Source organism: Roseomonas sp. CCTCC AB2023176, from assembly GCF_042259275.1.
GTDB lineage: Bacteria > Pseudomonadota > Alphaproteobacteria > Acetobacterales > Acetobacteraceae > Roseomonas.
In genome coordinates this window covers 1,051,976-1,078,314 of record NZ_CP170086.1, presented here as the reverse complement: position 1 = coordinate 1,078,314, position 26,339 = coordinate 1,051,976, and the positions used below count along the sequence as shown (strand labels likewise).

Here is a 26,339-nt window from a genome sequence, read left to right as displayed (position 1 = left end):
GCCGGTCGCGACCGCGCGAAGTGATGTTCGATCCCGCCGGGCGTCAGCGTGCGGCGACGACGAGAAGCACGGAGGCGACGATCGCGAGCGCGCCGGCGACGTCCCGGGGCTTCAAGGGTTCGCGCAGGTACCAGCGGGAGAAGGCGAGGGTGAAGAGGATCTCCGTCTGCCCGACGGCGCGGACCATCGCGACGGGGGCGAGGGCGAAGCCGGTGAACCAGCAGGCGGAGCCGAGGCAGGACAGCAGGCCGACCGGTGCCGCCTGCCGCCAGCCGCGGACGACCTGGGCGACGGAGGCGGGCTCGCGCCACAGCATCCAGGCACCTTGCAACACGGTCTGCATGGCGTTGGTCAGGACGAGGGTGAGGAGGGCGCCGAGGACGGGGTCGGGGCTGCCGAGGTCCTGGTTGGCGGCGCGGATGCAGATGCCGGTCAGGCCGAAGCAGGCGCCGGCGCCGAGGCCGCAGAGGACGGCAGGCTGCGTCGCCGCGGCGAGGAGTGCGCGCGGGGCGCCGCCGCGGCCGGCCAGCGACAGGTAGAGGACCGCCACGAGGCCGAGGGCCAGGCCCAGCCAAGCGAGGGGGGGGAGGTGTTCGCCGAGGAGGAGGATGCCGAAGATCGCGGACTGCATGGCCTCGGTCTTGGAGTAGGCGGTGCCGACGGCGAAGCCGCGCGGGGCGAAGGACATGATGAGCAGGACGGTGCCGATGATCTGGAGGATGCCGCCGGCGGCGCAGAGGAGCGTGATCGTCAGGTCAGGAAGGGGGACGGCGAGGCCGGTCGCCCAGGCGTAGCCGAACAGCATCAGCAGACCCGGCGGGACGCCGTAGAGGTAGCGGACGACGGCCGCGCCGTTCAGCGTGAAGGCGCCGCGGAGGCGCTGCTGCATCGCGGTGCGCCAGCACTGGAACAGGGCGGCGGAAAGGGTGGCGGCGATCCAGAGGGGCATCCTGGCGCGACCCTGCGCCTAGCGCCGGCGCGGGTCGAGCCTGGGTTCGGCTGCCACCAAGACGTGGCGCATCACCGGCGGATGCGGCCCCAGCCCGGGTCCTCGACCGCCATGCTCTCGAGCGCGGCGCGGCGGAGCATCTGGGCGGTCTCGCGTTCCGCGATGCTCGCGATCTCCTTGAAGGAGACGTGGTGCGCCTCGCCTTCGCGCAGAAGCATGCGGCCGCCGATCATCACGTCGCGCACGTCGTGGCCGTTCGCGAAGTACACGATGCGGGACACCGGCATGTTGGCGGGCGCCATATGCGGCGCGGTCAGGTCCACGGTGATGATGTCCGCCAGTTTTCCGGCTTCGAGGCTGCCGATCTCGTGGCCGAGGCCGAGGGCATGCGCGCTGTCGATCGTGCACATCTCCAGCGCCTTGCCGGGCGGCAGCAGCGTCTCGTCCTTGAAACGGCGCTGGTGGTAGCGGATGAACTGGAACATGTGCCGGAACATGTCGGAGGAGCGGTCCGGCGCCGTCGCGTCGCTGCCGAGGAACACGGCGACGCCGCGTTCCATCAGCTCGACCGCAGGACAGACGCCACGGACGCTGGCGATGGCGGAGGGGTTGTGGACGACCTTCGTGCCGGTTTCCTGCAGGGCGATGATGTCGGCCTCGGTCAGGTCGGTGCAGTGGGAGAAGAACACGTCCTCGCCTGTCAGGCCGACGCGGCGTGCCGTCGCGATGCTGCCCTTCCGGTGGCCGTCCTGGTGGAAGATGCAGCCATGGGCGCGGCCGAGTTCGATCGTGGCGCGGGCCTGGCGCTCGGCTTCGCGGACAAGGGCGGGGTCGTCGTCGTGCTCGGCGCGGTGGACGGGGGTGAGGGTCGCGATGCGGATGCCGTCCGCGATGCCCCTCGGGCCGTGCCAGCGCCGGATGACGTCCTGCACCGTGTCCAACTGGCGTTCGAAGGGAATCGGGCGTTCGCGGCCGTCCACGCCGATGTAGGGGCGCGGATGGGGCGGACGCGTGGGGCCGATCGCGACGATGCTTCGGGTGCCGACGGTGCGCACGGCCTCGCAATGCGCGTCGGCGAAGGCGGGGTCGTCGGAACGCATGATGGAATCGCCGCCCCCGAGGAGCGAGACGCCGGTGGTGACGCCGAAGCGCAGGCGTTCGGCCGCAGCCAGCGCGGCCTCCGCGCGCCAGAAGGAGGGTGGGGAGGCCAGGGTGTAGATGACGCGGCAGGCTTCCATCCAGGACGCGCTGTCGCCGTTGGCGAGCGTCTTGACCAGGCCGTGGCCGGCATGGGCGTGGCCGTCGATCAGGCCGGGGAGGACGGCCTTGCCGCGCGTGTCGATGCGTTCCGCGGCATCCGGGTAGGCCGCGGCGACCTCGACGCGGGTGCCGACGAAGAGGATGCGCTCGCCCTCGATGGCGACCGCGCCGTCGGGGATGACCCGGCGGGCGGGGTCCATCGTTATGACGGTCCCGCCTTCCAGGATGATGACGTCGGCCACTCTCAGGGAACCCTTACCAGCCAGAGGCGCATGCGGTTGTCGGGGGATGGCGCCAGTTCGATCCCGCGCCGGGCCGCCCAGACGATGGGCTGCTGGTGCAGGGGGACGTGGGCAACCTCCCGCTTCTCGATCATCAGGGCCTCGCGGATGAGGCGGCGGCGTTCGGGTTCGTTGCCCTCGGCGGCGACGCGGGCGACGAGGGCGTCGAACTCGGCGTTGCTCCAGCGTCCCACGTTCAGGCCGCCGGTGCGGTCGCTGCGGCTGTTCAGCACTTCCGTCAGCGTCGAGTAGGTGTCGGCCAGCGGCAGGCCCGCGTGGCCCAGCATGAAGAACGAGGTGTCCAGGCCGTTGACGCGGCGGGACCAGACATTCGTCGTCTCGGACTGCGGCGTTACGCGGATGCCGACGCGTCCCAGCATGCCGACGATCGCGACGCAGAGGCGCTCGTCATAGACGTATCGGTCGTTCGGACAGGAAAGGGAGACGGCGAAGCCTTCGGGGTAGCCGGCCTCGGTCAGCAGGCGGCGCGCGGCGTCGGGGTCGTAGGGGAAGGTGCGGCGCTGCGCCTCGTCCTCCGCCGCCGGGGCGCCGTTGAGGAAGGGGGAGGCCATGGAACCGGCGATCCAGGCGTTGTTGCGCATGATCGTGCGGCGCAGCGTCTCCACGTCGATCGCCTGGTAGACGGCGCGGCGGACGCGGATGTCCTTGAAGGGGTTGCGGCCCCTGACGTCGGAATACTGCAACTCATCCCGGAAGTGGTCGAAGCCGAGGTAGATTGTGCGGAGTTCGGGACCCTGCACGACCTGGAGGTTCTGGTTGGACTCGATCCGCGGGATGTCCTGGATCGGCAGTTCCACCAGCGCGTCTACGGAGCCGGAGATGAGGGCGGCAGTGCGCGTGGCGGCGGAGCGGATGGGCTGGAAGGTGACCGTCGTCAGGTTGTGCTTCGGGCGGTCCCACCATCCCTCGAAGGCGGTCAGAACGGTCGGGCCGTCCACCTGGCGGGATTGCAGGCGGAAGGGGCCGGTGCCGTTGGCGCTGCGGGCCGCGGCGTTCTCCTCCCGCGCCGTCAGGTTGCTGCTGGCAGCGGCGTTGCTGGCTTCCGACCAGCCCTTGTCCATGACGTAGAACTGGGTCAGCGCGTTCAGCAGGATCGGGAAGGGGCCCCGCGTCTCGATCTCGATCGTGAAGTCGTCCACGGCGCGGATGTCCGCGACGTTCGTCAGGTTGCTGCGGGCGAGCGAGCCCGGCGTGTTCACGCGGGCCCAGGAGAAGACGACGTCCTCGGCGGTCAGGGATTCGCCGTTGTGGAAGCGGACGTTCCGGCGGAGGTGGAAGCGCCAGGTCGTGGGCGACGTCGTCTCCCAACGCTCGGCGAGGGAGGGTTCGAGCTCCAGGCGTTCGTTGTGACGCACCAGCGTCTCGTAGATGTTGCCGAGGAAGGCGTTGGTGAAGGTATTATTGGAAGCATGCGGATCGAGCGTGAGGACGTCGCCCCCGAAGGCCCAGGTGAAGGGTTTTGCCAGCGCGGGTGAGGCAACAAGGGCGGCGACGGCGGTCGCGAGCAGGAGGCGGCGCATGGTGGGGGTCGGGCTCCGGGGCCGGTTCGGAGGCGAAGCGTTGCCGCCACCCGACGCCGCGTCAACCGGCGCCCCGGTCAGCCGACGTCGATCTGGAGGCCTTCGCGGCGGATGACCACCGCCCATTTCGCGGTTTCCGCGCGGACGAAGGCTTCGAAGGTCGGGATGTCGCTCGCGGCGGGGACGCCGCCCATCTGCGCGAAGCGGGCCGCCATGTCGGGCTGGGCGACGAGGGCCTGGATCTCCTCGTTCAGCGCCTCGACAGCGGGGCGGGGAGTCGCGGCGGCCACGAAAATGCCAAACCAGGTCGAGACGTCATAGGCGGAGAGGGACGGGTCGGTCTCGCGGATCGCGGGAAGGTCCGGCAACTGCGGGTTGCGCTCGGCGCTCGTGACGGCGAGCGCGCGGACGCGGCCTTCGCGGATCTGCTGGATCGCCGTCGTCAGGTTGTCGAACATGAAGTGGATGTTGCCGGCGACGAGTTCCATCATCGCGGGGCCCGCGCCGCGAAAGGGGACGTGCGTCGCCTCGGCACCGGCGAGTTGGCAGAACCACACGGCGGAGAGGTGCGGCGACTGGCCGACGCCTGGGGAGCCGTATGCGAGACGGCCCTGGTTCGCCTTCAGGTGTGCCACGAACTCCGCGACGTTGCGCGCGGGGATGGAGGGATGCACCACCAGCACGTTGGGGCCGCGGATCATGTTGGTCACCGGCTGCAACTGCGCCGGCGCGTAGGGCATGTTGCGGAACAGCGAATAGGCGATGGCCTGCGGCCCGATGTTGCCGGACAGGATGGTGTGTCCGTCCGCGGGGGAACGCAGAACGTCCTGCGTGCCGATGATGCCGCCGCCGCCCGACCTGTTCTCGACGACGGCCTGGATGTTCCAGCGCACGCCGAGGTGCTGGGCGAGGATGCGGGCCATGATGTCCGTCGTGCCGCCAGGGGCGGCGGGGACGACGATGCGGATCGGGGCGGTCGGACGCCAGCGGGGCTGGGCTGCGGCGGCGCGGATGAGGAGCGGCGCGGACAGAGCAGCCATGACGGCGCGGCGCGTGGTGCGCATGGATGAGACCTCCCCGTTCGTTTTGCGGCAGCATGACGCGGCGACAGTGCTTCGCCAACCGCGGGGGTGGTCCGGCCGGGGCAGGCGCGGCATCCTGACCGCAGCCAGGGAGGGGACGGACGGATGAGCAGGCGATGGTGGCTCGCCCTGGTCCTCGGGGCGTGCTGGGCCGGTGGCGCCGCGGCCCAAGGCGCAGGGGCGGACTGGCGGCCGGAGCGGCCGGTGCGGCTGATCGTCGGCTACGCGGCCGGCACGGGGCCGGACGTGGTGGGGCGGGTCGTCGCGACGGCGCTCGCCGCGCGGCTGGGGCAGCCGGTCGTCGTCGAGAACCGCGTCGGTGCGGGCGGGACGATCGGGACGGATGCGGTGGCCAAGGCGGCACCGGACGGGACGACGGTGGGGCTGGTCGCCGCGGCGTCCATCGCGGTGAACCCGCACCTGATGGCGCGGCTGCCCTATGACCCGCTGCGCGACCTGACGCCGGTCGCGGGCATCGCGATGGCGACGAGCGGGCTGGTCGTGCATCCCTCGGTGCCTGCGCGCACGCCGGAGGAGTTGCGGGACTGGCTGCGCGCGCAGAACGGGCGCGCGACGTGCAACGGCGCGACGGTCGGGTCGCTGCTGCACATGGCCATGGCGATGGCCGTGCGGGAATGGGGCGTGGACTGCCCGCTGGTGCACGGGCCGGCGGGGCAGCCCTCCGTCACCGACACGATCGCGGGGCGGATGCCCGTGCTGTTCGACAACCTGTCCTCGTCCCGCGGGGCGATCGCGGGCGGGCAGTTGCGGCTGCTGGCCGTGACCTCGGCGACGCGGTCGCCGGCGTTCCCCGACGTGCCTGCGATGGCGGAATCCCTGCCGGGCTTCGAGGCGGTGTCGTGGTTCGGGCTGTTCGGGCCGCGCGGGCTGTCCGATGCGGCCGCGGCGCGGCTGGAGCGGGAGATGGAGGCGGTGCGGTCGGATCCGGAGGTCGTCTCGCGCCTCGCCAACCTCGGCGTCGAGCCATTGCCGGGCGGGCGGGAGGCGCTGGGGCACCGGCTGCGGGAGGAATACGCGCGCTGGGGCCGCGTGATCCGCGAGAACAACATCCGGATGGAATGACGATGCGACTGATCCTCCTCGCGGCGCTGCTGGCGCTGGTCGCGGTTCCCGCCGGCGCGCAGCCGCAGCCGCCGATCCGGCTGATCGTCGGCTTCCCGCCGGGCGGCGGGATCGACCTGCTGACGCGCATCATGGCGGAGGGGCTGTCGGCGCGGCTGGGGCGCACCGTCGTGGTGGAGAACCGGACGGGAGCGGGCGGCAACATCGCGGCGGATGCGGTGGCGAAGGCAGCGCCGGACGGGAACACGCTCGGCGCCGTGCCGGCGGGGCCGCTGGTGATCAACCGGCACATCTACCGCAGCATGCCCTTCGACCCGATGGCGGACCTGACGCCGATCTCGCGCTTCGCGGCGATCCCCGTGGTGTTCATGGCCGCGCCGAATGCGGGGATCACGGACGTCGCGTCGCTGCGGGCGGCGCTGTCCCGGGACGCGCTGCCGTGCGGGACACCGGGCGCGGGGACGACGCAGCACCTGGCGACGGTGCTGCTGATGCGCGCGCTCGGGACGGAATGCACCATCGTGCACTACCGCGGCACGGGCCCGGCGCTGCCGGACCTGCTGAACGGGCGGATCGCGATCTACACCGACACCGTCGTCACCGGCCTGCCGCCGACGCGGGACGGCGCGCGCGGGCGATCGGGATCGCGGCGCCGGCGCGGGTGTCGCTGGCCCCCGACGTGCCGGTCATCGCGGAGAGCGTGCCGGGCTTCGCGGCGGAGACCTGGCTGGCGCTGATGGGCCCGCGCGGGCTGCCGGAACCGGTGGCCGCGCGGCTGGAGGAGGCGATGATCGCCGTCGCCCGCGATCCCGCCATCGCGGCCCGCGTGCGGGAACAGGTGGCGGAGCCGGTGGGCTCCACCCGCGCCGAGCTGGCCGAGACGATCCGGGCGCAGGACGCGGTCTGGGGTCCCGTCGCGCGGGCGGCGAACGTCACGGCGGACTGACCCGCGTGATCCGCGGGGGCGGGCGCATGCCGCGCGTGGCATAGGGGAAGGGCATGTCCCCCGCCCTCACCGGCCTGCTGCTGCAGATGGCCGCGCTTCTCCTCTTCGTGGGGCTGGATTCCATCACGAAGGCGATGACGGCGCACTTCCCGGTGCCGCAGTTGGTCTTCACGCGGTTCCTGTTCCACACGCTGGCGGTGGCGCTGGTGTTGGGGCTGACGATGGGGCGACTGCCCTGGCGGTCGCGGGCGCCGGTGATGCAGACCGTGCGATCGCTCACCCTCGTGGTCGCGAACATCCTGTTCACCATCGCGCTGTCGCGCATCCCGCTGGCGGATGCGGCGGCGGTGTCGTTCGCGGGGCCGGTGCTGACGGTGGCGCTGGCGGCGTGGTGGCTGAAGGAGGTGGTGTCGCTGCGGCGCTGGATCGGCGTGGTGGTGGGCTTCGCCGGCGTGCTCGTCGCGCTGCGGCCGCCCTTCCTGACGGGGGAGGAGGCGCCGGACTGGGCCATCATCCTGCCGCTCGGTACGGCCGCGGTCTTCGCGGTTTACCAGATCCTCACGCGGCGGCTGGCGGGGGTGGACGATCCGCGGACGACGATCCTGCACACGGGGCTCGCGGCCTGCCTCGTGACCTCGCTCGCGCAGCCCTTCGTCTGGGTGCCGCCGAGCGGCGAGCAGTGGGTGATGCTGGCCCTCGCCGGGCTGTTCGGGGCGTCGGGGCATTTCCTGCTGATCCAGGCCTATTCCCGCGCACCGGCCAGCCTGCTGGCGCCGACCTCCTACACGCAGCTCGTCTGGGCGACGCTGTCGTCCTGGCTGTTCTTCGCGGACGATCCGGATGGGTGGACGCTGCTCGGGGCGGGGATCATCGCGGTGGGCGGGGTGATCGTGGCCTGGCCGTCGCGGGCGGCTGGGGTGGCGCAGGGACGGTGACGCGGGCCGGTACCGGTCCTGACGCGATCCCGTTGGCGTGACGCGGGGTCCGGGGAGGGCAAAGCCCGCCCCGTGACCTCCCGCCCAGCACCAACGGCATCCGGCCCTGACCGGCCGCGTCGTCGCCGCGGGGTGCCTGACATTGGCAGACGCGGCGCCCTCCAAACCCGGACCTAACCTTACTCGTCCGGCGCGGGGCGCGCGTTTACCGGTGACGCCGCGCTTCCGCGATGAGACACCCGATGCCCGACGGCCACGTCCTCACGTTTCACGACGGTTCGGAGGCCGATCTCCGGCTGCACGTTCTGGAGATGACGGTGGCGTGCCTCGCCGCCCAGCTTCCGGAGCGCAGCCTGGAGGAGGTCGTCTCCCTCCTCGTCTTCGTCGCCAAGGGCGCGGATTCCGTCGCGGAGGTCCATCCAGAGGTCCGGGGCGCGATCGGCAGCGCGGGCCATCACGCCGCCGCGCTGCTGGACCGCATCGCCAAGGCCCGGCGGGTCGCGCGGCGGCCCGCGGCCGCCTCTCCTGGCGGCGCCCCTGAGGGTGATGCGCCGCAGGGTGATGCCCCGCAGGGTGACGAGGAGGTGTCCCGTGCGCCGGGGTGCTGACGAGCTGCGCCGCGTGTCGCGGCAGATGTTGGGGCAGGCCGAGGCGGCGGGGCGACCGGATGGCGAGTTCCTGGCGGCGATGTCCGGCCTTCTCGCGGTCGCGGCCGATACCGTCGACTCGGCTTGCGCGCGCGGCCTTGCGGAGCTGCGTCGCCCCGCATTGCGGCCCCGGCGTCCGCCTGCGGGGGGCGGTTGTGTTGCCGGGACCTGAAGCTCAGGCGCGACCGGCGCGGGGGATGGAGTTGCGGGAGGCCTCGGTGCGTGCGGCCCCGACGATCCGGAGCGGGGCCATGAATGGTGGGACGGTCAGAGGCAGGAGGATGGAAGCATGACGATGGCGCTCGCGGTACAGGTCGCGTCCCTGCGGGATCTGGCTGCCGCGACCTTCGCCCGTGCGGAGGGCTCGAGGGATCCTGCGGTGCAGGCCGCGCTTCTCCGCGCCGCCGCCCGGTGGCACCGGCTGGCCTCGGACATGCAGGCCGATGCGCGTGAGGACGGGTATGCCGGCCGGCGTTCGGCCGCATCGGCACCCTTTCCTGCCGTATCGGCGGTGTGACCCCGGGGATCCGGCGCCCGACGCCCAAAGGGACCTGGCGCGGCGGGGCGAGGAACCTCGCCATCGTCCGCGCACGCCGGCGACGCGGCGCCGGCTTCCCTCTCGCGGCCGGGCCGGGGTCGGGGGCCGACCTCGGCGGCCTGCGCCCGCAAGGGGCCGCGGCGCCCGTCCCGCGACCGTTCAGCCGGTGATCAGGTCCAGGTACTCGCCCGTCAGGCGGGTCTGGTTCTGCGCCCACCACGCGCCGTCGTAGATGCACTGGACCGACTGGTTCGCGGGGGCCATGGGGTCGTAGCGGCGCCCGGCCTCCGGCACGCGGGCGATGGCCTCGGGGTTCACGGGGGAATTGCCGAGGGCTTCGAAGAGGCCGAGCTGCGCGTCGGGGTCCTGCATGGCGGCGAGGAGGCGCTGCGCGAGAACGCCGCCGGGGGCGCCGCGCGGGACGACGTAGGTGCCGGGCTGCAGGATGCCCTGGACGAAGGTGTGCTTGACGCGGCCGCGCGTCTCTTCCTCCAGCACCTTGGCGCGGGTGTGCCAGATGAGGCCCATGACGGCCTCGCCGGTGCGGAGCAGGTTCTCAGATTCGCTGCCGTTGTTCCAGTAGACGAGGTTGCGGCGGATCTCGCGCAGGCGGGCGAGGGCGACGCGTTCGTCGAGGGGGAAGACCTTGTCGGCCGGGACGCCGGTGGACATGACCGCGGCCTCGAAGACCGTGTGCGGCGCGCGTCGCAGCATGCGGGTGCCGGGGAAGCGGCGGAGGTCCCAGAAGTCGACCCAGCCGCGCGGGCCTTCGGGGAACTTGGCGCTGTCCCAGGCGATGACGGAGGAGAAGGCGTAGGACGCGACGCCGTGTTCCAGCGCGAAGCCGGGGAGCGGGGCCTTGGCGCGGTCCACGATCGTGTAGTCCACGGGGGCCAGGAGGTTGCGGGCGCCGAGCTCGATGGCGCCGGCGGCGTTGCTCTCCGCGACGTCCCAGGTGACGCGGCCGCTTTCGACCATGCCGCGGATTCGGCCGATGCTGGGGCCGGAGGTGTCGGTGCCGAAGCGGGCGCCGGGGTTCAGCCGTTCGAAGGCTGCTCCATACGTGCGCTTCTGCGCGGCGTCGCCGACGCCGCCCCAGTTGGCCATCACGACTTCACGGGATTGGGCGCGGGCGGTGTTGGCGAAGGGCAGGGCGGCGAGGGCACCGAGGGCGGCGCGGCGGGGCAGGGTGCCGCGGCGGATCGCCAGTTGGATGGCGTCCTGGAACTGGTCTTGGCTCACGCGTGGCCTCCTTCGCGCCAGATGTCGCGGGCGATGGTGGCAAGCAAGATCGAGTCCGTGAAGCGGTCGGAGAGTTCTGCCCCGTCCCGGCCGGTCACGGGGAAGTCGGCGGCGGGCGGGCCGAGCTCGGTGACCACCACGGGCTGGCGTCCGGGGTTCCGGGTGGCGAAGGCGTCGAAGAGGGTGCGCCACCAGGCGCGATAGTGGTCGAGCCAGGGGGCGTGCTGCGGGAAGGCGGGGGAGACCTGTGCCTGCTCCGAGGTGGAGAGGCGGAGGTGGACGGCGTCGCTGGCGGCGAGCAGGCGGGCGATCATGGCCAGGTCCGCTTCGGCGAAGGGCGGCTTGATGCCGTGGCCGAGGAGGAGGTGGGAGAGGTCGGCGGTCAAGCGGAGCGACGGCAGGGATTCGAGGAGGCGGGCAAGGCGGAAGCCGTCCTCGGCGAAGCCGCCGCGGTGGGTTTCGAGGTGCAGCGTGACGCCGGCTTCGGCGGCTTCGTCGAGCCAGCGGGCGATGATGGCGTGGGCGGTGGCGTCGTCCGCGCGGAGGAGGGGGATGACGTTCAGCGCGGCGGCGCCGTGGCGGGCGGCGAGGCGCAGCGGTTCGGCCAGGGCGTCGGGGGTGCGCGGGAGGGCGTTGCCGACCCAGCCGAGGCCGTGGCGGGTGAGGGTGGCGGTGGCGTCGGCAACGAAGGCCTCGTCCATGCAGCGCACGGCCGCGCCGCCGAAACGGGCTGCGGCGATGCGGCGTGCGGCTTCGTCCAGGGGCATTCCGTCCATGGACCACAGGGCCTGGTGGACGACGAGTTCGGGCATTTCCCCTCCGGCGGCGGCTTGGCTACCGTCGCAGGCTGGTCACGGGAGCGGAAGATGCGGGACTTCGACGCGGTGCCGGTCGTGGATATCGGGCCCTTCCTCGACGGCAGCGACAAGGACGGGGTGGCGCGGCGGGCGGCGCAGGTCTGCGAGAGCGCGGGGTTCCTCTACCTGTCGGGGCACGGCGTGTCGGAGGCGTTGATCGCGGCGACCGTCGAGCAGGCGAACCGGTTCTTTGACCTGCCGGAGGAGCGGAAGCGGGAGGTCCATATCTCCCGCCAGGGGAATCACCGGGGGTGGCGCGGGTTCGGCGAGGTGAACCTCGATCCGAACGGGCCGAAGGACATCAAGGAGTCCTTCAAGGTCGGGATGGAGCTGCCGGCGGACGATCCGGATTTTCGGCGCGGGGAAAAGATGCTCGGGCCGAATGCCTGGCCGCGCGACCTGCCGGGATTCCGGGAGGCGGTCTATGCGTATTGGGAGGCGGTGCACGGGGTGCAGATGGCGCTGTTCCGTCTCTTCGCGCGGGCGCTGGACCTGCCGGAGGAGCACTTCGCGCCGCTGGTCACGAAGCCGATCGCGCAGTTGAACTTGGTGCACTACCCCGCGCAGCCCGGCGAGGGACGCGCGAGCGGCGTCGGGGCGCATACGGACTACGAGTGCTTCACCATCCTCTGGCAGGATCAGAACGGCGGGCTGGAGGCGCGGAACAAGGCGGGGCAGTGGATTCCCGTGCCGCCGATCCCCGGGACCTTCGTCGTGAACATCGGGGACATGATGGAGCTGTGGACGAACAGGCGCTTCGTTTCCACGCTGCATCGGGCGCGGAACACGAGCGGGCGGCGGCGGCTTTCGTATCCGATGTTCTGCGGGACGAATCCGGATGCGCTGATCGAATGCCTGCCGACCTGCACGGGCCCCGGCAACCCACCCCGGCATGCGCCGGTGATCGCGGGGGAATGGCAGGCGGCGAAGATCGCGGCGGGAGCCAAGCCGGCCGCGGCATGACCAGCCGGTGAATTCGGCGTCGTCACCCCTTCGCGAGGCAGCGACGAAAGCCGGCGGCCGTTAGTCCGCGTTAGCGTGCCCATGGCCGAGCCTGGCTGATAAGCGCGCGATTCCGGCGGAGGCCTCCCGGCATGCCCGAGCGAGCGCGACACATCATTCCGCCTTGGGGACGCATCGTCGCCGGTGGGTTCCTCGGCGTCCTGATCCTGGCGCCGGTCGCGGGGCGGGGGGCGGATCCATCGCCCGGGGTCGCGTGCCTGTCCGACGCGTCGCGCGCGGCGGCGGCCGTACCGCGCGTACCGGAAGCGCAGCGGGGGCGGGTGACGGACCTCGTCTCGGCGGCAGAGGCAGCGGCGCGGGGCGGCGACGCGGCCGCCTGCCGCGCGCGGGCGGACGAGGCGCTGGTCGCGGCGGGGCTGCCGCGCCTCGCGCCGATCCTGCTCTCCACGACGATGGCGGGCGAGAATCGCGGGGCGGCGGAGGGCGTTCCGGCAGCGCCCTCGCCTGGGGCTTCGGCGGGGAGCACGCCGGGGACATCCTCGCCAGCCGCGCAGGCGGCACCGGCGGGGGACGCGCCGGCGCAGAATGCGGGGGCTGCGGCGCCGGGCGGCGAAGCGTCGGCGCGTACGCCGCCGGCCGGGAGCGCGCCAGCGCCGAATGCGGCCGCGGCCGGGCCGGGCGGCGACGCGCCGGCGGGCGGGAATGCACAGGCCGGTGCCCAGCCCGCGCCGGGCGACTGGTTCGTCACAGCGCGCGACCTGCTGGGCAAGCCCGTCGTGCAGTCCGACAACTATGGCAGCGAACTCGGCGTGATCCACGACGCCGTCGTGGATGGCGGGGAGGGTGCGCGCGTCACGCACGTCATCATCCGCCTGCCCGGCGCGCTGGGGACGACGGTGCTGCCGGCGATCACCGGCGCCCGGGACGTGCTGGTGCCCTTCCCGGCGCTGCGCTTCGGCGCGCGGTTCGAACGGGTGCGGCTGGACGCCACGGCCGAGCGATTGCGGGGCGCGCCGGAGTTCCATGACGGCGACGTAGACCGCCTGCGGACGGATGCGGCGTTCCGCCGATCCGTCGCGGAGTTCTTCGGGGTGCAGGACGCGCCGCTGCAGGTCGCCGCGGCGGCCCCGGCACGGCCGGCGCCCCAGGCGGCGCCGGCCGCGAGCCAGGCGCCGCAACCGGCGCCGCAGCAAGGGGGCGCGCGGCCCGCGGCGGCGGCCGCACCGGTGCCTGCCCAGCCGGGACGGGCGGCGAACGCGCAGCATGGCGGGCAGGTCGTGAACCGGGTCTGCACGGCGTGCCACAGCGTGGACGCGTCGCGCGCCGTGCGCGTGGGGCCGCCGCTCTACGGCGTGGCGGGGCGGCAGATCGCGTCCGTCAACGGCTATTCCTATTCCGGCGCGCTGCGCGGGAAGGCGGCGCAGAGCTGGGACGCGTCGCAGCTCGATGCCTTCCTGAAGCAGCCGCGATCCTACGCGCCGGGGACTCGCATGACCTATCCCGGCATCACCAACGACCAGGACCGGGCGGACGTCGTCGCCTTCCTGCAGTCCCTGCGCTGAGGAGCGCCCGCGCATGACCGATGCCCCCAAGCCGCCGGGCGCCTGCTTCAACCGCCGCGGTTTCATCGTGGCGACGGCCGCGACACCGCTCGCGGGCTTCGTGCAACCGGCGGAGGCGCAGCAGCCAACTGCCGCACCGCCCGCCGGGAACCAGCCCGCGCCCGCGACCGCGCCGGAACCCGTGCCGGCCGGCGCGGAGGATGGTGCGAGCATCTTCCTGAACAACCCGGAGACGGACACGCTCCGCGCGCTGGTGGACCGGCTGATCCCCGCGGGGCCGGAGGGGCCGGGCGCGGTGGAGGTTGGCGTCGTCACCTTCATCGACCGGCAGTTGGCCGGTGCCTTCGGCGTCGCGGACAAGTGGTACCTGCGCGGGCCCTTCCCGCAGGGTACGCCGAGCCAGGGCTGGCAATACGCGATCACGCCGGGAATGCTCTACAAACACGCGCTCGGCACGCTCGAGCGCATCGTGCGCGCGGAGCATGGCCGGGGCGTCTCGGAGCTCGACGCGGGCGAGCAGGACGCGCTGCTGCACCGCATGGAGCAGCCGGGCATGGACCTCGGCGGCGTCCCCGCCCCTGTCTTCTTCGAGATGCTGCTGCAGAACACGATGGAAGGCTACTTCGCGGACCCCCTCTACGGCGGGAACCGCGGTGGCGCGACGTGGAAGCATATCGGCTACCCCGGCGCCAACCCGGTGCGCAACGACCTCGTCGGCGCCGCGGCGGCGTTCGACGGCGAACCCGTCTCGATCGGCTGAGGATCGACCCATGGTGGACATGCCGAAGGCCGACGTCGTCATCGTCGGGATGGGGTGGACCGGGTCCATCTGCGCGGCGGAGCTCGCGAAGACCGGGCTGCGCGTCGTGGGGCTGGAGCGCGGCGGGTTCCGCGACACGGCGTCCGACTTCCCCGCGCCGAACGTGCTGGACGAATTGAAGTACGTGCGGCGCGGCGCGCTGTTCCAGGACCTGTCGCGGGACACCATCACCTTCCGCAACAGGCCGGACCAGCAGGCGCTGCCGATGCGGCGGCTGGGTGCCTTCCTGCTAGGCGACGGGCTGGGAGGCGCGGGCGTGCACTGGAACGGGCAGCAGTACCGCTTCCTGCCCTCCGACTTCCAGATGCGGAGCCACAACACGCAGCGCTACGGCGCGGGCGCCATCGCCGACGACATGACGATCCAGGACTGGGGCGTCACGTACGACGACATGGAACCGCATTACGACAAGTTCGAGTACCTCTGCGGCACGTCGGGCAAGGCGGGGAACCTGAACGGGCAGATCCAGGAGGGCGGCAATCCCTTCGAGGCCCCGCGCAAGCGCGAATACCCGACGCCGCCGATGAAGATGAACACGGTGCAGGAGCGCTTCATCCAGGGCGCGCGGTCGCTCGGGCTCAAACCCTTCCCGCAGCCATCTGCGAACCTGTCGCAGGCCTACACGAACCCGGACGGCGCGGAGATGCAGCCCTGCACCTATTGCGGGCATTGCGAGCGCTTCGGCTGCTACAACTGGTCCAAGGCAAGCCCGCTGACGACGACCCTGCCCGTCGCGCTGCGCCAGCCGACCTTCGAGCTCCGCACCGGCGCGCGGGTGCTGCGCGTCGAGCTGACGCCGGACAAGAAGCACGCGACGGGCGTGGTCTACGTGGACGGGCTGGGGCAGGAGGTGCGGCAGCCCGCGGACCTCGTGCTGCTCTGCGCCTTCCAGATTCACAACGTGCGGCTGATGCTGCTTTCGGGCATCGGGACGCCCTATGATCCCGCGACGGGGCAGGGGCAGGTGGGGCGGAACTTCACGTATCAGACCATCGCCAGCACCTATGCCTTCATCCAGCGGGAACGGTTCGACAACTTCGCCGGTGCCGGGGCGCTCGGCGCCGTGGTGGACGAGTACAACGGCGACAATTTCGACCACGGACCGCACGGCTTCATCGGTGGGGGTTACATCACGGGGCAGAACACGGGGCTGCGTCCCATCGAGCAGATCGTGCTGCCGGACGGCGCGCCTCGCTGGGGGCGCGGGTGGAAGGAGGCGGTGAACACCTGGTACGACCGCTTCGTCCCGATCCTCTGCCACGGCGGCAGCACGGCGCGGCGCGGGAACTACGTTTCGCTCGACCCGACCTGGACGGACGACATGGGTCAGCCGCTGGCGCGCGTGACCTTCGACTTCCCGGAGAACGACGAGAAGATGCGCGGCTTCCTCATCGCCCGGGCGCAGGAGATCGTGCGGGCGATGAACCCGGACGCCACGCGCACGACGCGGCCGCCGAACCCGGCGAGCATCGTGCCGTACCAGACGACGCATATCTGCGGCGGCGCAGTGATGGGGACGGACCCGTCCAATTCCGCGGTCAACCGGCGCCTGCAATCCTGGGACGTGCCGAACGTCTTCTCGATCGGGGCGAGCGCGTTTCCGCAGAATGCGGGGTACAACCCGACGAACACGGTGGGTGCGATCACCTACTGGTCGCTCGACGGGGTGCGGAACTACCTTCGCGCGCCGGGGCGGCTAGTGGAGGGCTGATCAGGCGGGCTGGAACAGCAGGCGCACCGTGGCGCGGTAGAGCATGACCTGCCGCGCCAGCACGGAAGGATCCTTCGTGATCTTGGCCAGCGTGATCCCGCCGTCGATGACCGTGGCCAGCATGTCCGCGAGGTCATCGAGGTCGAGCGGCAGGCGGGGCGGGTAGCGTTCGGCGATGCGGTCGAGGCGGGCGCGGTAGCGGGCGCGCCAGGCGAGCATGGACTGGCGGTTTAGTTCGACGACGTCGCGGCTGAACTGCTGTTCCTGGTAGCAGTAGGCGGCGGCGAGGCAGCCGGGGTGGCCGCCCGGCAGGTCGGCCATGACCTCCGCCAGCATCTTCAGGGCGATGAGGAAGCCGTGCAGCGGGTCCTCGTTCAGCTCGTCGGCGCGGCGGAAGATGTCGTCCACGATGGCCGCGTCTTCCTCGAGGTAGCGGTGGAGGAGGGCCTTCGCGAGCTCGTTCTTGTCGCGGAAATGGTAGAAGAAGCCGCTCTTCGAGATACCGGCGGCGGCGATCAGCTCCTCGATGGAGGTCGCGGCGAATGCCTTTTCCAGCACGGAGCGCTGCGCGCAGTCGAGCAGCCGCTCGCGCGCGGAGGTCCGCGGGGGGAGGATCATGCCGTCCATGGGGTGCCTGTACCGCAAGTACAGTCGGGCCGCCGCAGGGGATGTGTCGCATCGGTCGCGTGCGAACCATCTGCGCCGCAAGGCTCTGATTTTTACGTGCTTTAAGAAAACTGCCCGTCCCGTACCACGGGTCGGCTACAACACGAGGCTTCGATCCTGTTCCCTCCGGCACACGCATCGGGGCGCATGGACGCGTATCCCGGCGCCGAGGAGAAACACCATGACACGCGATCGCTGGGGGAACCCCCTTTCCTGCGGCCAGGCCGCGCTTCCGGCCGTCGAGGCCCTGACGCTGAAGATGCTGGCCTTCCAGGTCGATCCCATCGCGGATGCGGACGCCCTCATCGCCGAGCACCCGGACTGCGCGATGGCCTATGCGGTGCGCGCGGGCGCCATCGTCACCGCGCTGGACCCCGCGTTCGGGCCGGAGCTCGAACGCACCATCGCGATGGCGGAGCCGGCCATGCGCCATGCCAATGACCGGGAACGGGGCCACCTGGCCGCGGCCCAGGCCTGGCTGGAAGGAGACCTCCGGCGCGCGACGGAAGGCTGGGGCGCGGTGGCCATGGCCAACCCGCGGGACGCGCTGGCGACGCAGCTCGCGCAGGCCGGGGACTTCTTCCTCGGCCAGTCGCAGATGCTGCGGGACCGCGTGGCGCGCGTGCTGCCGCACTGGACGCAGGGCGTGCCGGACCGCGGCTTCGTGCTGGGCATGCATGCCTTCGGGTTGGAGGAGTGCGGCAACTACGCGGCCGCCGAGGCGGAGGGGCGCGAGGCCCTGGGGCTCAACCCCCAGGATGGCTGGGCAGCACATGCCGTCGCCCACGTCATGGAGATGACGGGGCGGACGGAGGAGGGAATGGCCTTCCTGCGCTCAACGAGTGGCGGCTGGTCCCCCGGCAGCGGCTTCGCGTTCCACAACTGGTGGCACCTCGCGCTCTATCACCTCGAGGCGCGCGACCTGGACGGGGCGATCCGGCTCTACGACGAGACCGTCGCGACGAGCGGGTTCGAGGCGGCGGTGCAGATGGTGGACGGGTCCGGGCTGCTCTGGCGGCTGCACCTGCTGGGGGCGGAGCTCGGCGGGCGGTGGGAGGCGCTGGCGGCACATTGGCGCACGCGGATCGAGGCGCCGGCCGCGTTCAACGACGTCCATGCCATGATGGCCTTCGTCGGCGCCGGCGACCGCGACTCCCAGGCCACGCTGCTGGCGCGGATGGACCGGACGGCGCGGGGCAGTGACGGCAATGCCGCGGTCACGCGGGAGGTCGGGATGCCGATCTGCCGCGGGCTCTCGGCCTTCGGGCGGGGCGCCTTCGGCGTCGCGGCGGCGGAGATCCTGCCGGTGCGCGGCATCGCCGTCCGCATGGGCGGGAGCCACGCGCAGCGCGACATCCTGTCCTGGACGCTCGTCGAGGCCGCGCTGTGCTCCGGCGACGCGCGACTGGCGGAGGCGATGATCGCGGAGCGGCTGGCGGCGAAGCCGGATAGTGCGCTGAACGGGGCCTGGGCGCGGCAGGCCGGAATGACCGGGCAGCTCGCGGCGTGAGCCGGGGCGGGACGGGGCTGCCCCCGTCCCGCCACGATGCGGCGGGGATGCGGCCGACACCGCCCTAAGCCCGCCGCGACGCCGCGCGAAAACCCTCGCACCGGGCCAGGAACAGGGTCTCCAGGCGGTCCCGGGACGAGGTTCAGATGAAGCGTGCAGTCTTCGGGGCGCTGATCGCCGCGGCGGGCGCCCTTTCCGCGATCCCGGCTAAGGCGCAGCCCTACGGGGCGCCTTACGGCTACGGCTACGGCGCGCCCGTCGCCCGGGACTGGCAGGCCGAGGAATGGCAGCGGCGCCAGGAGTGGCGGATGCACCGCCGCGAGTTCTGGCGCCAGCAGCGGGAGATCGAGGCCCGTCGCGCCTACGAGCAGGGGCAGCGGGACGCCTATGCCGGTGGGCGGTACCAGCAGCAGGGCTGGAACCGCTGGTGATCCGGGCGGGCCGGGCGGTTCGCCGCCTGGCCGCGCCGCGGCGTCAGATGGGCTTCAGGCCGTGATCTCGTGGCCCGCGAAGAAGTAGGCGATCTCGGTCGCGGCGTTCTCCGGGCTGTCGGAGCCGTGGACGGAATTCGCCTCGATGCTCTCGGCGAAGAGCTTGCGGATGGTGCCGTCGGCCGCGTTGGCGGGGTTGGTGGCGCCCATGATCTCCCGGTTGCGGGCCACCGCGTTCTCGCCTTCCAGCACCTGCACGACGACGGGGCCGGAGGTCATGAAGGTGACGAGGTCGCGGAAGAAGGGGCGGTCCTTGTGGACGCCGTAGAAGGTCTCGGCCATCGCCGTCGTCATCTGGATGCGCTTCTGGGCGACGACGCGGAGGCCCTTCTCCTCGAAGACGGCGTTGATCTTGCCCGTCAGGTTCCGGCGCGTCGCGTCGGGCTTGAGGATGGAGAAGGTGCGCTCGATGGCCATGGGTCCGTTCCGTTCCGTGTGAAGGCGGGCGCCGGGTAGCCGCCGGGCGGGGGCGGCGCAAGGGGCGGGGGTGCAACCCCGGCGGGAGGCGGGGGTTCCGGGGGCATGAGCCCCGTGATCCGTGCCGCCCTGCTGGGCCTGCTGATGCTGCCCGCCGGCGCGAGGGCGCAGGCGCCGTCGGACGGGGTGCCGGCGCCTGCCCCGGCTGACATACCCGGTCCTGGCAACCCGAGTTTAGGCAACCCCGGTTCGGGCAGCCCCGGTCCTGCCGATGGCGGGCCCGCGGCGTCCGGCCCCGCGGCGATCGCCGTGCCGCGCGGGACGGTGCCGCCGACGACGGCCGACCGAGACATGGTCGTGCCGCCGCCGGGCGACCCGGCGCCGAGCGCGACTCCCCTGGTGACCCCGCCCAACCTCGACGATCCGAACCGGCCCCAGTCGCGCTGACGCTCCGTCCCGTTCGGCGGGCGGGTGGTCCTCCGCACGCCCTCCGCACGCCCTCCGCCGTAATGGCGGCAAGGCCAGCGTCGGGACATGTGGTCCGGCGAGCGGTACGTGCGTCCCGTCGCGGGCGCGCCGCGGTGGCCTTCGCTAGCGGCTGGGCGTCGGTACGGCCTCCGGCTTCGTGCGGAGGAGGACGAGGGTGCCGAGGAGGCCGGAGACGAGCGATCCCGCGAGGATGCCGATCTTCGCCGCGTCCTGCATCGCCGGCGCGCCGGGGAAGGCGAGCAGGGCGATGAAGAGGCTCATCGTGAAGCCGATGCCGCAGAGGAGGGCGGTGCCGAGGAGCTGGCCGGTGGAGGCATGGGCCGGCATGTCGGCCCAGCCAAGGTGGATGGCGATGGTCGCGGTCCCGAAGACGCCGACGAGCTTGCCCAGGAAGAGACCGAGGGCGACGCCGAGCGTCACCTGGCCGGTCAGGACCTCGGCGGGCAGGCCGAGGACGGCGACGCCGGCATTGGCGAAGCCGAAGACCGGGACGATGAGGAAACCCACGGGCAGGTGAAGCGCGTGTTCGAGCCGGTGGAGGGGGGAGTTTGCCGCGGCGTCGGGCGCGGCGGGCGTGGCGCGGATGGGGATGGTGAGGGCAAGGATGACGCCCGCGATGGTCGCGTGGACGCCGGAGCGCAGCACGAGGACCCAGAGCGCCGCGCCGAGCAGGAGGTAGGGCAGCAGGCGGGTCACGCCCGCACGTCCCAGGGCGACGAGGGCGGCCGTGACCGCGGCGGCGCCGGCAAGGTCTGGGAGGGAGAGGTTCGCGGTGTAGAAGAGGGCGATGATCATGACGGCGCCGAGATCGTCGATGATGGCGAGCGCGGCGAGGAAGACGCGGAGCGAGGACGGGACGCGACTGCCGAGCAGGGCGAGAACGCCGAGGGCGAAGGCGATGTCGGTCGCGGCGGGGATGGCCCAGCCCCGGAGGCTGTCCGAGCCAGCGTTGAAGGCGGCGTAGATCAGGGCGGGGACGAGCATCCCGCCAGCCGCGGCGATGCCCGGCAGGATCCGGCGCGGCCAGGTGGAGAGCTGGCCGTCCAGCATCTCTCGTTTGATCTCGAGGCCGACGAGCAGGAAGAACACGGCCATCAGGCCGTCATTGATCCAGTGCTCCACCGAGAGGGGGCCGATGGTGGCGTGTTTCGCCGCTTCGTAGGTCGTGCCGAGGGGTGAATTGGCGACGATCAGGGCGAGGGCGGCGGCGCCCATGAGGACGAGGCCGGCGGAGGATTGGGCTTCCAGGAACCGGCGCAGTGCCGAGGGGGCTCGGGTCCGCGCCGCGGTCGTGCCGTCCATATCGGCCCTCGTCTCGTTGCGACCTCGCTTTAACGTGCCGGCATCCGCCGGGCCAAGGATGCGTGCAAGCAACCAAGCGGGAGGGTAGAAGGCGCCGCCATGACCGTGCTTGCCATCCGTGACCTGACCATCCGCCTGGGCGGGCGCGCGCTGCTGGACGGCGCGAGCCTGCAGCTGGACGTGGGGCGAAAGCTGGGACTGGTCGGTCGGAACGGGGCGGGGAAGTCCACCCTGTTCCGGGTCCTGACGGGCGCGCTGGCGCCGGATGGGGGGGAGTTCCGGATCGCGGCCCGGGCGCGGATGGCGCACGTGGCGCAGGAGCAACCGGGCACGGACGTGTCGCTGCTGGATACCGTGCTGGCGGCGGACACGGAGCGCGCGGCGCTTTTGCGCGAGATGGAGGGCGGCGAGCCCGCCCGGCTGGCGGAGGTGCAGGAGCGGCTGATCGCGATCGGCGCCGATGCGGCGCCGGCGCGGGCCGCGACGATCCTTTCCGGGCTGGGCTTCGACGCGGAAGCGCAGGGGCGGACGGTCGCGGAGTTCTCGGGCGGCTGGCGGATGCGGGTGGCGCTGGCCTGTGCGCTGTCGCTGGAGCCCGACCTGCTGCTGCTGGACGAGCCGACCAACCACCTGGACCTCGAAGCGACGATCTGGCTGGAGGGGTGGCTGCGGCGGTTCCCGGGGGCGGCGATCATCATCTCCCACGACCGGGAGGTGCTGGACCAGTGCGTGGATTCGATTGCGCATCTGGACCGGGGAAAGATCACGACCTACCCCGGCGCCTATTCGGAGTTCGTCCGCATCCGGGCGGAGCGGCAGGCGCAGCAGGTCGCCGAGAACACGCGCATCGCCGCGGAACGGCAGCACATGCAGGCCTTCGTGGACCGGTTCCGGGCGAAGGCCAGCAAGGCGCGGCAGGCGCAGTCCCGGCTGAAGGCGCTGGAGCGGCTGCCGCCGATGGTGGCGGTGGCCGAGGATCACGTCACGCGCTTCGAGTTTCCGGAGCCGCCGGAGGTCGCGCCGCCCATCCTGACGACCTTCAAGGCGAGCGTGGGGTACGGGAACCACGTCGTCCTGCGCGGGCTGGACCTGCGGCTGGACCAGGATGACCGGATCGCGTTGCTGGGGGCCAACGGGAACGGGAAGTCCACGCTGGCCAAGTTGTTCGCCGGGCGGTTGAACGCCCTGCACGGGGAGGTGCGGCGCGCGCCGCGGCTGAAGGTCGGGTATTTCGACCAGCATCAGGCCGAGGCGCTGGACGCCGATGCGACCCCGCTGCTGCACATGCAGCGCGCCATGCCTACCGCGACGGTGACGCAGGCGCGGGCGCAGCTCGCGCGGTTCGGGCTGGACTCGGACCGGGCGACGACGGCGATCCGCGACTGCTCGGGCGGGGAGAAGGCGCGGCTGCTGCTCGCGCTGACGACGCGCGACGCGCCGCAGCTGCTGATCCTCGACGAGCCGACGAACCACCTGGACATCGACGCGCGCGAGGCGATGGTGCGGGCGCTGACGGATTATCGGGGCGCCGTCGTGCTGATCACGCATGATCCGCACATGGTGGAGCTGGCGGCGGACCGGCTTTGGCTGGTGGCGGACGGGACGGTGGCGCCGTTCGACGGGGACCTGGACGACTACCGGAAGTGGCTGTCCGACCGGTCCCGCGCGGCGCGAGCGGAGACGCGGGCGGCCAATCGCGACGAGCCCGCGCGGCCGACGGCGGCGTCGCGCGCGGCGGCACGGGCTGCGCTGGCGCCTATCCGGGAACGCGTGAAGGAGATCGAGGCGCGGCTGGAGAAGTTGCGGGCGGAGGAGGCGCTGCTGGCACGGAAACTCGGCGATCCCGCGACCTACGCGCGGTTCAAGCCGGCGGACATCGCCTGGGCGAACACGCGGCGGGCGGCGATCGCGGGCATCGTCGGGAAACTGGAGGAGGAGTGGCTCGAGTTGTCGGAGCGGTTGGAGGCGGCGTAGCGGTCAGGCTTCCTTCCCCGCCATGATGGCGGCGATGCGGTCCTGGACGCGGTCTAGCCGGTAAAGGGTTTCGGCCTTCGCGCGGGCGGCGGTGCCGAGGTGCTGGCACAGCGCGTCGTCGCGGAAGAGGCGGAGGCAGGCTTCGGCGAAGGCTTCGTCGCCGTCGCGGAGAAGGATTTCGCGGTCCGGCGCGAAGTCCAGGCCCTCGGCGCCGATGCGGGTCGAGACCATGGGCTTCGCGTAGCCGGCGGCTTCGATGAGCTTCACGCGCGTGCCGCCACCCACCGTGAGGGGGCAGGCGATGACGCGGGCGCGGGCGTAGAGCGCGGCGAGGTCGGGGACGAAGCCGGTGAAGGTGACGCCGGGCGGCGGGGAGGCGGCGCCGGGGAGGGATTCGGAGCCGCCGCCGGCGATGAGGAGGGTGGCGTCCGGCATCGCGCTGTGCACGCGCGGCCAGATGCCGCGGACCAGGCGATCGGCGGCCGTGCGGTTCGGCCCGTAGGTGTAGGTGCCGAGGAAGAGGAGCGTCGGTGCGGCCGTGAGGGGTTGCGGCGCGTCGGGCATGGCGACGGCGTTCGGGATGACCTCGATCCGGCCACGGAGGCCGCGGCGGAGGAGGTAGTCCCGGTCGGTCGCGGAGCAGACGAAGGTGGCCTCCGCCGCCGCGGCGGCGCGGCGTTCCGCGGCAAGGATGGCGGGGACGTGGGCCAGGTAGGCGAGGCGCGAGGCGCTGCGCGGCGGGGCGAGCGCCTTGCGGAGGACGACGCGGTGCTCGACGTCGTCGAGGTCGAAGAGGATCCGTGCTGGTGTGCCCCCGGCACGCAACAGGGGCACCATGGCGGCGAGGCGGTGGACGAAGACGAGGTCGGGGCGGCGCGCGAGGGCGGCGGCGACGGCGCGGACCTGGTCGTCCGACCCGTAGTGGTGGAAGACGGGCTGGCGGTGGATGGCGCTGATGCCGGTGGCGTAGTGGTTCCAGCTGTTCTCCTGGCGGCGGTGGACCTCGGCCAGGCCGACGCGGAGGTTCGCGCCGAGATGGGCGGACTGGACGCGGCTGAGGGCGTCGAGGTCGCGGTGTTCCTCCAGGAGGGCGCGGGGGACGAAGTGGAGGGTTTCGATCTCCTCGGCGACGCGGCCGAGGGCGCCCATGAACAGCCCGAAGCGCTTGTATACGCCGTACACGTCGCGCCCCGGGACCGGGGGGGCATGCTGGGAGATGACGAGGGCTTTCATCTTCGATCTCAGGCCGGAGCGAAGGCTTGAGCGCTGACGGGGCGGCGAGGTTGCGGAACGGCGTGTGCCGCGTTCGGGGTGGGATGGCCGGCGCGTGCGGCGTCGGCGTCGTCCGCGCGGGGCGTCAGGCCGCTCTCGCGGCGGCGTGATGCGGGCCGGGGCGCGGCGCTAACCTGCGCGAAGGACGCGACGGCGCGGCGTGCCGGACAAGGGCCCCGCCCTCTCACGGATCAGGACCGTGGCCCTTCAGCGCACGACCGATGCCATCCCCGATGCCCATCGCGATCACGCGCCGCCCTTCCTGGTCCGGTGGCTGTTCAGCACGAACCACAAGGACATCGGGACCCTCTACTTCATCTTCTCCCTGCTGTCCGCGACGCTGGCCGTCGCGGTGTCCGTCCTCATGCGGACGGAGCTGGCGAGCCCGGGGCTGCAGATCTTCGCGGATGGGCAGTCCTGGAATGCGACGGTCTCGATCCACGGGCTGACCATGATCTTCTTCGTCGTCATGCCCGTGCTGATCGGCGGCTTCGGCAACTGGTTCGTGCCGCTGCTGATCGGGGCGCCGGACATGGCCTTCCCGCGGCTGAACAACATCTCCTTCTGGCTCGTCGTACCGGCGGTCTTCATGCTCTACGCGTCCTATTTCACGGGGCCGGCAGGGGCGGGATGGACGCTCTACCCGCCGCTGTCCGACATGGAGCATCAGCCGAACATCGGCATGGATCTCATGCTGTTCTCGCTGCACCTGTCGGGCGTCAGCTCCCTTCTGAGCGCGATGAACTTCATCGCGACGATCTTCAACATGCGGGCGCCGGGGATGAGCCTGCACCGGATGCCGCTCTTCGTCTGGGCGCAGCTGGTGACGGCCTTCATGCTGCTGCTGGCGCTGCCGGTCCTGGCCGGGGCGATCACCATGCTGATTACCGACCGGAACTTCGGCACGGCCTTCTTCCGGCCGGAGGGCGGCGGGGACCCCGTGCTGTTCCAGCACCTCTTCTGGTTCTTCGGGCATCCGGAGGTCTATATCGTGATCCTGCCGGCCTTCGGCATCATCTCCCACGTCATCCCGGTCTTCGCGAACAAGCCGCTCTTCGGCTACCTGGGCATGGTCTATGCGCTCGTGGCGATCGCGGTGGTCGGCTTCGTCGTCTGGGCGCACCACATGTTCACCTCCGGCATCGATGTGGACACGCGGGCCTACTTCGCGGCGGCGACGATGGTCATCGCTGTGCCGACAGGCGTGAAGGTGTTCTCCTGGATCGCGACGATGTGGGGCGGGTCGCTATCCTTCCGCACGCCCATGCTGTTCGCCATGGGCTTCATCTTCGTCTTCGTCATCGGCGGCGTGACCGGCGTGAAGATCGCGAATCCCGGTGTGGATCAGATCCTGCACAACACCTACTACATCGTCGCGCATTTCCATTACGTCATGGCGATGGCGGCGGGCTTCGCGATCTTCGCCGGATTCTACTTCTGGATTCCGAAGATGACGGGGCGGATGTACCCCGAACGCCTGGGCCAGCTGCATTTCTGGTCCTTCTTCATCGGCGTGAACATCGCCTTCTTCCCGATGCACTTCCTCGGCGCGCAGGGGATGCCGCGGCGGTATCCCGACTATCCCGACGCGTTCCATGGCTGGCACATGGTCTCCTCCATCGGGTCCTTCGTGACGGGCGCCTCCTTCCTGCTGTTCCTCGGCATCGTCCTGTTCACGGTGCTGCGCGGCGCGCGTGCGGGAAACAACCCCTGGGGGCCGGCGGCGACGACGCTGGAATGGCAGCTCTCCTCCCCGCCGCCCTTCCACAGCTACGAGGAACTGCCGCGGTTCCGCTGACGC

At 71.9% G+C, this 26,339-nt stretch carries 25 protein-coding genes; 15 read left to right on the top strand and 10 right to left on the bottom strand.

The window, feature by feature from the left end:
- Nucleotides 1-43: 43 nt before the first annotated feature.
- The 4 genes from ACE7GA_RS05455 to ACE7GA_RS05440 form a co-directional block, all read right to left on the bottom strand.
- Entirely contained in the window at nucleotides 44-949 is a 906-nt protein-coding gene (locus ACE7GA_RS05455) for an EamA family transporter (protein ID WP_376096756.1), read from the bottom strand.
- Nucleotides 950-1,020: 71 nt separating this feature from the next.
- Complete coding sequence (locus ACE7GA_RS05450; protein ID WP_376096753.1) at nucleotides 1,021-2,451, bottom strand: amidohydrolase family protein; 1,431 nt, start codon at nucleotides 2,449-2,451, stop codon at nucleotides 1,021-1,023.
- Nucleotides 2,452-2,453: 2 nt separating this feature from the next.
- A complete protein-coding gene (locus ACE7GA_RS05445) occupies nucleotides 2,454-4,031 on the bottom strand; it encodes an ABC transporter substrate-binding protein (RefSeq protein ID WP_376096750.1) in 1,578 nt (525 codons plus the stop codon).
- Between the two features lie 77 nt (nucleotides 4,032-4,108).
- Complete coding sequence (locus ACE7GA_RS05440; protein ID WP_376096747.1) at nucleotides 4,109-5,095, bottom strand: Bug family tripartite tricarboxylate transporter substrate binding protein; 987 nt, start codon at nucleotides 5,093-5,095, stop codon at nucleotides 4,109-4,111.
- A gap of 123 nt (nucleotides 5,096-5,218) precedes the next feature.
- Here ACE7GA_RS05440 and ACE7GA_RS05435 point away from each other — a divergent pair, with 123 nt between their 5' ends.
- The 6 genes from ACE7GA_RS05435 to ACE7GA_RS05410 all read left to right on the top strand — a co-directional run bounded on the left by ACE7GA_RS05435 (nucleotide 5,219) and on the right by ACE7GA_RS05410 (nucleotide 9,241).
- On the top strand, nucleotides 5,219-6,196 hold the full coding sequence (locus tag ACE7GA_RS05435; protein ID WP_376096744.1) for a Bug family tripartite tricarboxylate transporter substrate binding protein: 978 nt from the start codon (nucleotides 5,219-5,221) through the stop codon (nucleotides 6,194-6,196).
- Nucleotides 6,193-6,933, top strand: coding sequence for a Bug family tripartite tricarboxylate transporter substrate binding protein (locus ACE7GA_RS05430; protein ID WP_376096741.1), 741 nt, complete (start codon nucleotides 6,193-6,195; stop codon nucleotides 6,931-6,933). The genes ACE7GA_RS05435 and ACE7GA_RS05430 overlap by 4 nt, the downstream gene beginning before the upstream one ends.
- Nucleotides 6,858-7,142: a tripartite tricarboxylate transporter substrate-binding protein gene (locus ACE7GA_RS05425; RefSeq protein WP_376096738.1), complete on the top strand. Its 285-nt coding sequence runs from the start codon at nucleotides 6,858-6,860 to the stop codon at nucleotides 7,140-7,142. The genes ACE7GA_RS05430 and ACE7GA_RS05425 overlap by 76 nt, the downstream gene beginning before the upstream one ends.
- Nucleotides 7,143-7,195: 53 nt before the next feature.
- Nucleotides 7,196-8,077, top strand: a complete 882-nt coding sequence (locus ACE7GA_RS05420; protein WP_376096735.1) for a DMT family transporter — start codon at nucleotides 7,196-7,198, stop codon at nucleotides 8,075-8,077.
- Between the two features lie 242 nt (nucleotides 8,078-8,319).
- Nucleotides 8,320-8,685: a hypothetical protein gene (locus ACE7GA_RS05415; protein ID WP_376096732.1), complete on the top strand. Its 366-nt coding sequence runs from the start codon at nucleotides 8,320-8,322 to the stop codon at nucleotides 8,683-8,685.
- A gap of 328 nt (nucleotides 8,686-9,013) precedes the next feature.
- Nucleotides 9,014-9,241, top strand: a complete 228-nt coding sequence (locus tag ACE7GA_RS05410) for a hypothetical protein (RefSeq protein WP_376096729.1) — start codon at nucleotides 9,014-9,016, stop codon at nucleotides 9,239-9,241.
- A 180-nt stretch (nucleotides 9,242-9,421) separates the two neighbouring features.
- Here ACE7GA_RS05410 and ACE7GA_RS05405 read toward each other — a convergent pair whose 3' ends face one another.
- Together ACE7GA_RS05405 and ACE7GA_RS05400 are read right to left on the bottom strand one after the other, a co-directional pair.
- Complete coding sequence (locus ACE7GA_RS05405; protein ID WP_376096726.1) at nucleotides 9,422-10,504, bottom strand: extracellular solute-binding protein; 1,083 nt, start codon at nucleotides 10,502-10,504, stop codon at nucleotides 9,422-9,424.
- Nucleotides 10,501-11,316 carry a hypothetical protein gene (locus ACE7GA_RS05400; RefSeq protein ID WP_376096723.1) on the bottom strand — a complete coding sequence of 272 codons (816 nt, stop codon included), beginning with the start codon at nucleotides 11,314-11,316 and terminating at the stop codon, nucleotides 10,501-10,503. Before ACE7GA_RS05400 ends, ACE7GA_RS05405 begins: the two co-directional genes overlap by 4 nt.
- Between ACE7GA_RS05400 and ACE7GA_RS05395 the strand changes: the two genes are divergently transcribed.
- The 4 genes from ACE7GA_RS05395 (at nucleotide 11,296) to ACE7GA_RS05380 (ending at nucleotide 16,417) form a co-directional block, all read left to right on the top strand.
- The gene (locus ACE7GA_RS05395) at nucleotides 11,296-12,324 is read left to right on the top strand and encodes an isopenicillin N synthase family dioxygenase (protein ID WP_376096720.1); all 1,029 of its coding nucleotides are present in this window, start codon (nucleotides 11,296-11,298) and stop codon (nucleotides 12,322-12,324) included. The genes ACE7GA_RS05400 and ACE7GA_RS05395 overlap by 21 nt on opposite strands.
- A gap of 131 nt (nucleotides 12,325-12,455) precedes the next feature.
- Nucleotides 12,456-13,886 (top strand): c-type cytochrome, encoded by a 1,431-nt coding sequence (locus ACE7GA_RS05390; RefSeq protein WP_376096717.1) that lies wholly within the window; start codon nucleotides 12,456-12,458, stop codon nucleotides 13,884-13,886.
- A 13-nt stretch (nucleotides 13,887-13,899) separates the two neighbouring features.
- The gene (locus tag ACE7GA_RS05385) at nucleotides 13,900-14,646 is read left to right on the top strand and encodes a gluconate 2-dehydrogenase subunit 3 family protein (RefSeq protein ID WP_376096714.1); all 747 of its coding nucleotides are present in this window, start codon (nucleotides 13,900-13,902) and stop codon (nucleotides 14,644-14,646) included.
- Nucleotides 14,647-14,656: 10 nt separating this feature from the next.
- Complete coding sequence (locus tag ACE7GA_RS05380; RefSeq protein ID WP_376096711.1) at nucleotides 14,657-16,417, top strand: GMC family oxidoreductase; 1,761 nt, start codon at nucleotides 14,657-14,659, stop codon at nucleotides 16,415-16,417.
- On the opposite strand, the gene ACE7GA_RS05375 is transcribed toward ACE7GA_RS05380, so the two are convergent.
- Entirely contained in the window at nucleotides 16,418-17,035 is a 618-nt protein-coding gene (locus tag ACE7GA_RS05375; protein ID WP_376096708.1) for a TetR/AcrR family transcriptional regulator, read from the bottom strand.
- A gap of 229 nt (nucleotides 17,036-17,264) precedes the next feature.
- On the opposite strand from ACE7GA_RS05375, the gene ACE7GA_RS05370 reads away from it, so the two are divergent.
- Together ACE7GA_RS05370 and ACE7GA_RS05365 are read left to right on the top strand one after the other, a co-directional pair.
- Nucleotides 17,265-18,593 carry a tetratricopeptide repeat protein gene (locus ACE7GA_RS05370; RefSeq protein ID WP_376096705.1) on the top strand — a complete coding sequence of 443 codons (1,329 nt, stop codon included), beginning with the start codon at nucleotides 17,265-17,267 and terminating at the stop codon, nucleotides 18,591-18,593.
- 146 nt (nucleotides 18,594-18,739) lie between these two features.
- Nucleotides 18,740-19,024, top strand: coding sequence for a hypothetical protein (locus tag ACE7GA_RS05365; RefSeq protein WP_376096702.1), 285 nt, complete (start codon nucleotides 18,740-18,742; stop codon nucleotides 19,022-19,024).
- A 54-nt stretch (nucleotides 19,025-19,078) separates the two neighbouring features.
- Here the strand turns inward: ACE7GA_RS05365 and ndk are convergent, their stop codons facing one another.
- Nucleotides 19,079-19,501 (bottom strand): nucleoside-diphosphate kinase, encoded by a 423-nt coding sequence (ndk, locus tag ACE7GA_RS05360; RefSeq protein WP_376096699.1) that lies wholly within the window; start codon nucleotides 19,499-19,501, stop codon nucleotides 19,079-19,081.
- A gap of 105 nt (nucleotides 19,502-19,606) precedes the next feature.
- Between ndk and ACE7GA_RS05355 the strand changes: the two genes are divergently transcribed.
- Nucleotides 19,607-19,948 (top strand): hypothetical protein, encoded by a 342-nt coding sequence (locus tag ACE7GA_RS05355; protein WP_376096696.1) that lies wholly within the window; start codon nucleotides 19,607-19,609, stop codon nucleotides 19,946-19,948.
- A 144-nt stretch (nucleotides 19,949-20,092) separates the two neighbouring features.
- On the opposite strand, the gene nhaA is transcribed toward ACE7GA_RS05355, so the two are convergent.
- The gene (nhaA, locus tag ACE7GA_RS05350) at nucleotides 20,093-21,292 is read right to left on the bottom strand and encodes a Na+/H+ antiporter NhaA (RefSeq protein ID WP_376096693.1); all 1,200 of its coding nucleotides are present in this window, start codon (nucleotides 21,290-21,292) and stop codon (nucleotides 20,093-20,095) included.
- A 99-nt stretch (nucleotides 21,293-21,391) separates the two neighbouring features.
- Here nhaA and ACE7GA_RS05345 point away from each other — a divergent pair, with 99 nt between their 5' ends.
- Complete coding sequence (locus ACE7GA_RS05345; protein WP_376096690.1) at nucleotides 21,392-23,266, top strand: ABC-F family ATP-binding cassette domain-containing protein; 1,875 nt, start codon at nucleotides 21,392-21,394, stop codon at nucleotides 23,264-23,266.
- Nucleotides 23,267-23,269: 3 nt separating this feature from the next.
- Here ACE7GA_RS05345 and ACE7GA_RS05340 read toward each other — a convergent pair whose 3' ends face one another.
- Nucleotides 23,270-24,499, bottom strand: a complete 1,230-nt coding sequence (locus ACE7GA_RS05340) for a glycosyltransferase (RefSeq protein WP_376096687.1) — start codon at nucleotides 24,497-24,499, stop codon at nucleotides 23,270-23,272.
- A gap of 238 nt (nucleotides 24,500-24,737) precedes the next feature.
- Between ACE7GA_RS05340 and ctaD the strand changes: the two genes are divergently transcribed.
- The gene (ctaD, locus tag ACE7GA_RS05335) at nucleotides 24,738-26,336 is read left to right on the top strand and encodes a cytochrome c oxidase subunit I (protein ID WP_376096684.1); all 1,599 of its coding nucleotides are present in this window, start codon (nucleotides 24,738-24,740) and stop codon (nucleotides 26,334-26,336) included.
- The last annotated feature ends 3 nt before the right edge of the window (nucleotides 26,337-26,339 follow it).

Excerpts from the sequence above, each read along its gene's own strand:
- ACE7GA_RS05455 (WP_376096756.1), bottom strand. The coding sequence starts at position 949 with ATGCCCCTCTGGATCGCCGCCACCCTTTCCGCCGCCCTGTTCCAGTGC.
- ACE7GA_RS05445 (WP_376096750.1), bottom strand. The coding sequence starts at position 4,031 with ATGCGCCGCCTCCTGCTCGCGACCGCCGTCGCCGCCCTTGTTGCCTCA.
- ACE7GA_RS05440 (WP_376096747.1), bottom strand. The coding sequence starts at position 5,095 with ATGCGCACCACGCGCCGCGCCGTCATGGCTGCTCTGTCCGCGCCGCTC.
- ACE7GA_RS05435 (WP_376096744.1), top strand. The coding sequence starts at position 5,219 with ATGAGCAGGCGATGGTGGCTCGCCCTGGTCCTCGGGGCGTGCTGGGCC.
- ACE7GA_RS05430 (WP_376096741.1), top strand. The coding sequence starts at position 6,193 with ATGACGATGCGACTGATCCTCCTCGCGGCGCTGCTGGCGCTGGTCGCG.
- ACE7GA_RS05420 (WP_376096735.1), top strand. The coding sequence starts at position 7,196 with ATGTCCCCCGCCCTCACCGGCCTGCTGCTGCAGATGGCCGCGCTTCTC.
- ACE7GA_RS05415 (WP_376096732.1), top strand. The coding sequence starts at position 8,320 with ATGCCCGACGGCCACGTCCTCACGTTTCACGACGGTTCGGAGGCCGAT.
- ACE7GA_RS05410 (WP_376096729.1), top strand. The coding sequence starts at position 9,014 with ATGACGATGGCGCTCGCGGTACAGGTCGCGTCCCTGCGGGATCTGGCT.
- ACE7GA_RS05400 (WP_376096723.1), bottom strand. The coding sequence starts at position 11,316 with ATGCCCGAACTCGTCGTCCACCAGGCCCTGTGGTCCATGGACGGAATG.
- ACE7GA_RS05390 (WP_376096717.1), top strand. The coding sequence starts at position 12,456 with ATGCCCGAGCGAGCGCGACACATCATTCCGCCTTGGGGACGCATCGTC.
- ACE7GA_RS05385 (WP_376096714.1), top strand. The coding sequence starts at position 13,900 with ATGACCGATGCCCCCAAGCCGCCGGGCGCCTGCTTCAACCGCCGCGGT.
- ACE7GA_RS05380 (WP_376096711.1), top strand. The coding sequence starts at position 14,657 with ATGGTGGACATGCCGAAGGCCGACGTCGTCATCGTCGGGATGGGGTGG.
- ACE7GA_RS05375 (WP_376096708.1), bottom strand. The coding sequence starts at position 17,035 with ATGATCCTCCCCCCGCGGACCTCCGCGCGCGAGCGGCTGCTCGACTGC.
- ACE7GA_RS05370 (WP_376096705.1), top strand. The coding sequence starts at position 17,265 with ATGACACGCGATCGCTGGGGGAACCCCCTTTCCTGCGGCCAGGCCGCG.
- ACE7GA_RS05365 (WP_376096702.1), top strand. The coding sequence starts at position 18,740 with ATGAAGCGTGCAGTCTTCGGGGCGCTGATCGCCGCGGCGGGCGCCCTT.
- ndk (WP_376096699.1), bottom strand. The coding sequence starts at position 19,501 with ATGGCCATCGAGCGCACCTTCTCCATCCTCAAGCCCGACGCGACGCGC.
- ACE7GA_RS05355 (WP_376096696.1), top strand. The coding sequence starts at position 19,607 with ATGAGCCCCGTGATCCGTGCCGCCCTGCTGGGCCTGCTGATGCTGCCC.
- nhaA (WP_376096693.1), bottom strand. The coding sequence starts at position 21,292 with ATGGACGGCACGACCGCGGCGCGGACCCGAGCCCCCTCGGCACTGCGC.
- ACE7GA_RS05345 (WP_376096690.1), top strand. The coding sequence starts at position 21,392 with ATGACCGTGCTTGCCATCCGTGACCTGACCATCCGCCTGGGCGGGCGC.
- ACE7GA_RS05340 (WP_376096687.1), bottom strand. The coding sequence starts at position 24,499 with ATGAAAGCCCTCGTCATCTCCCAGCATGCCCCCCCGGTCCCGGGGCGC.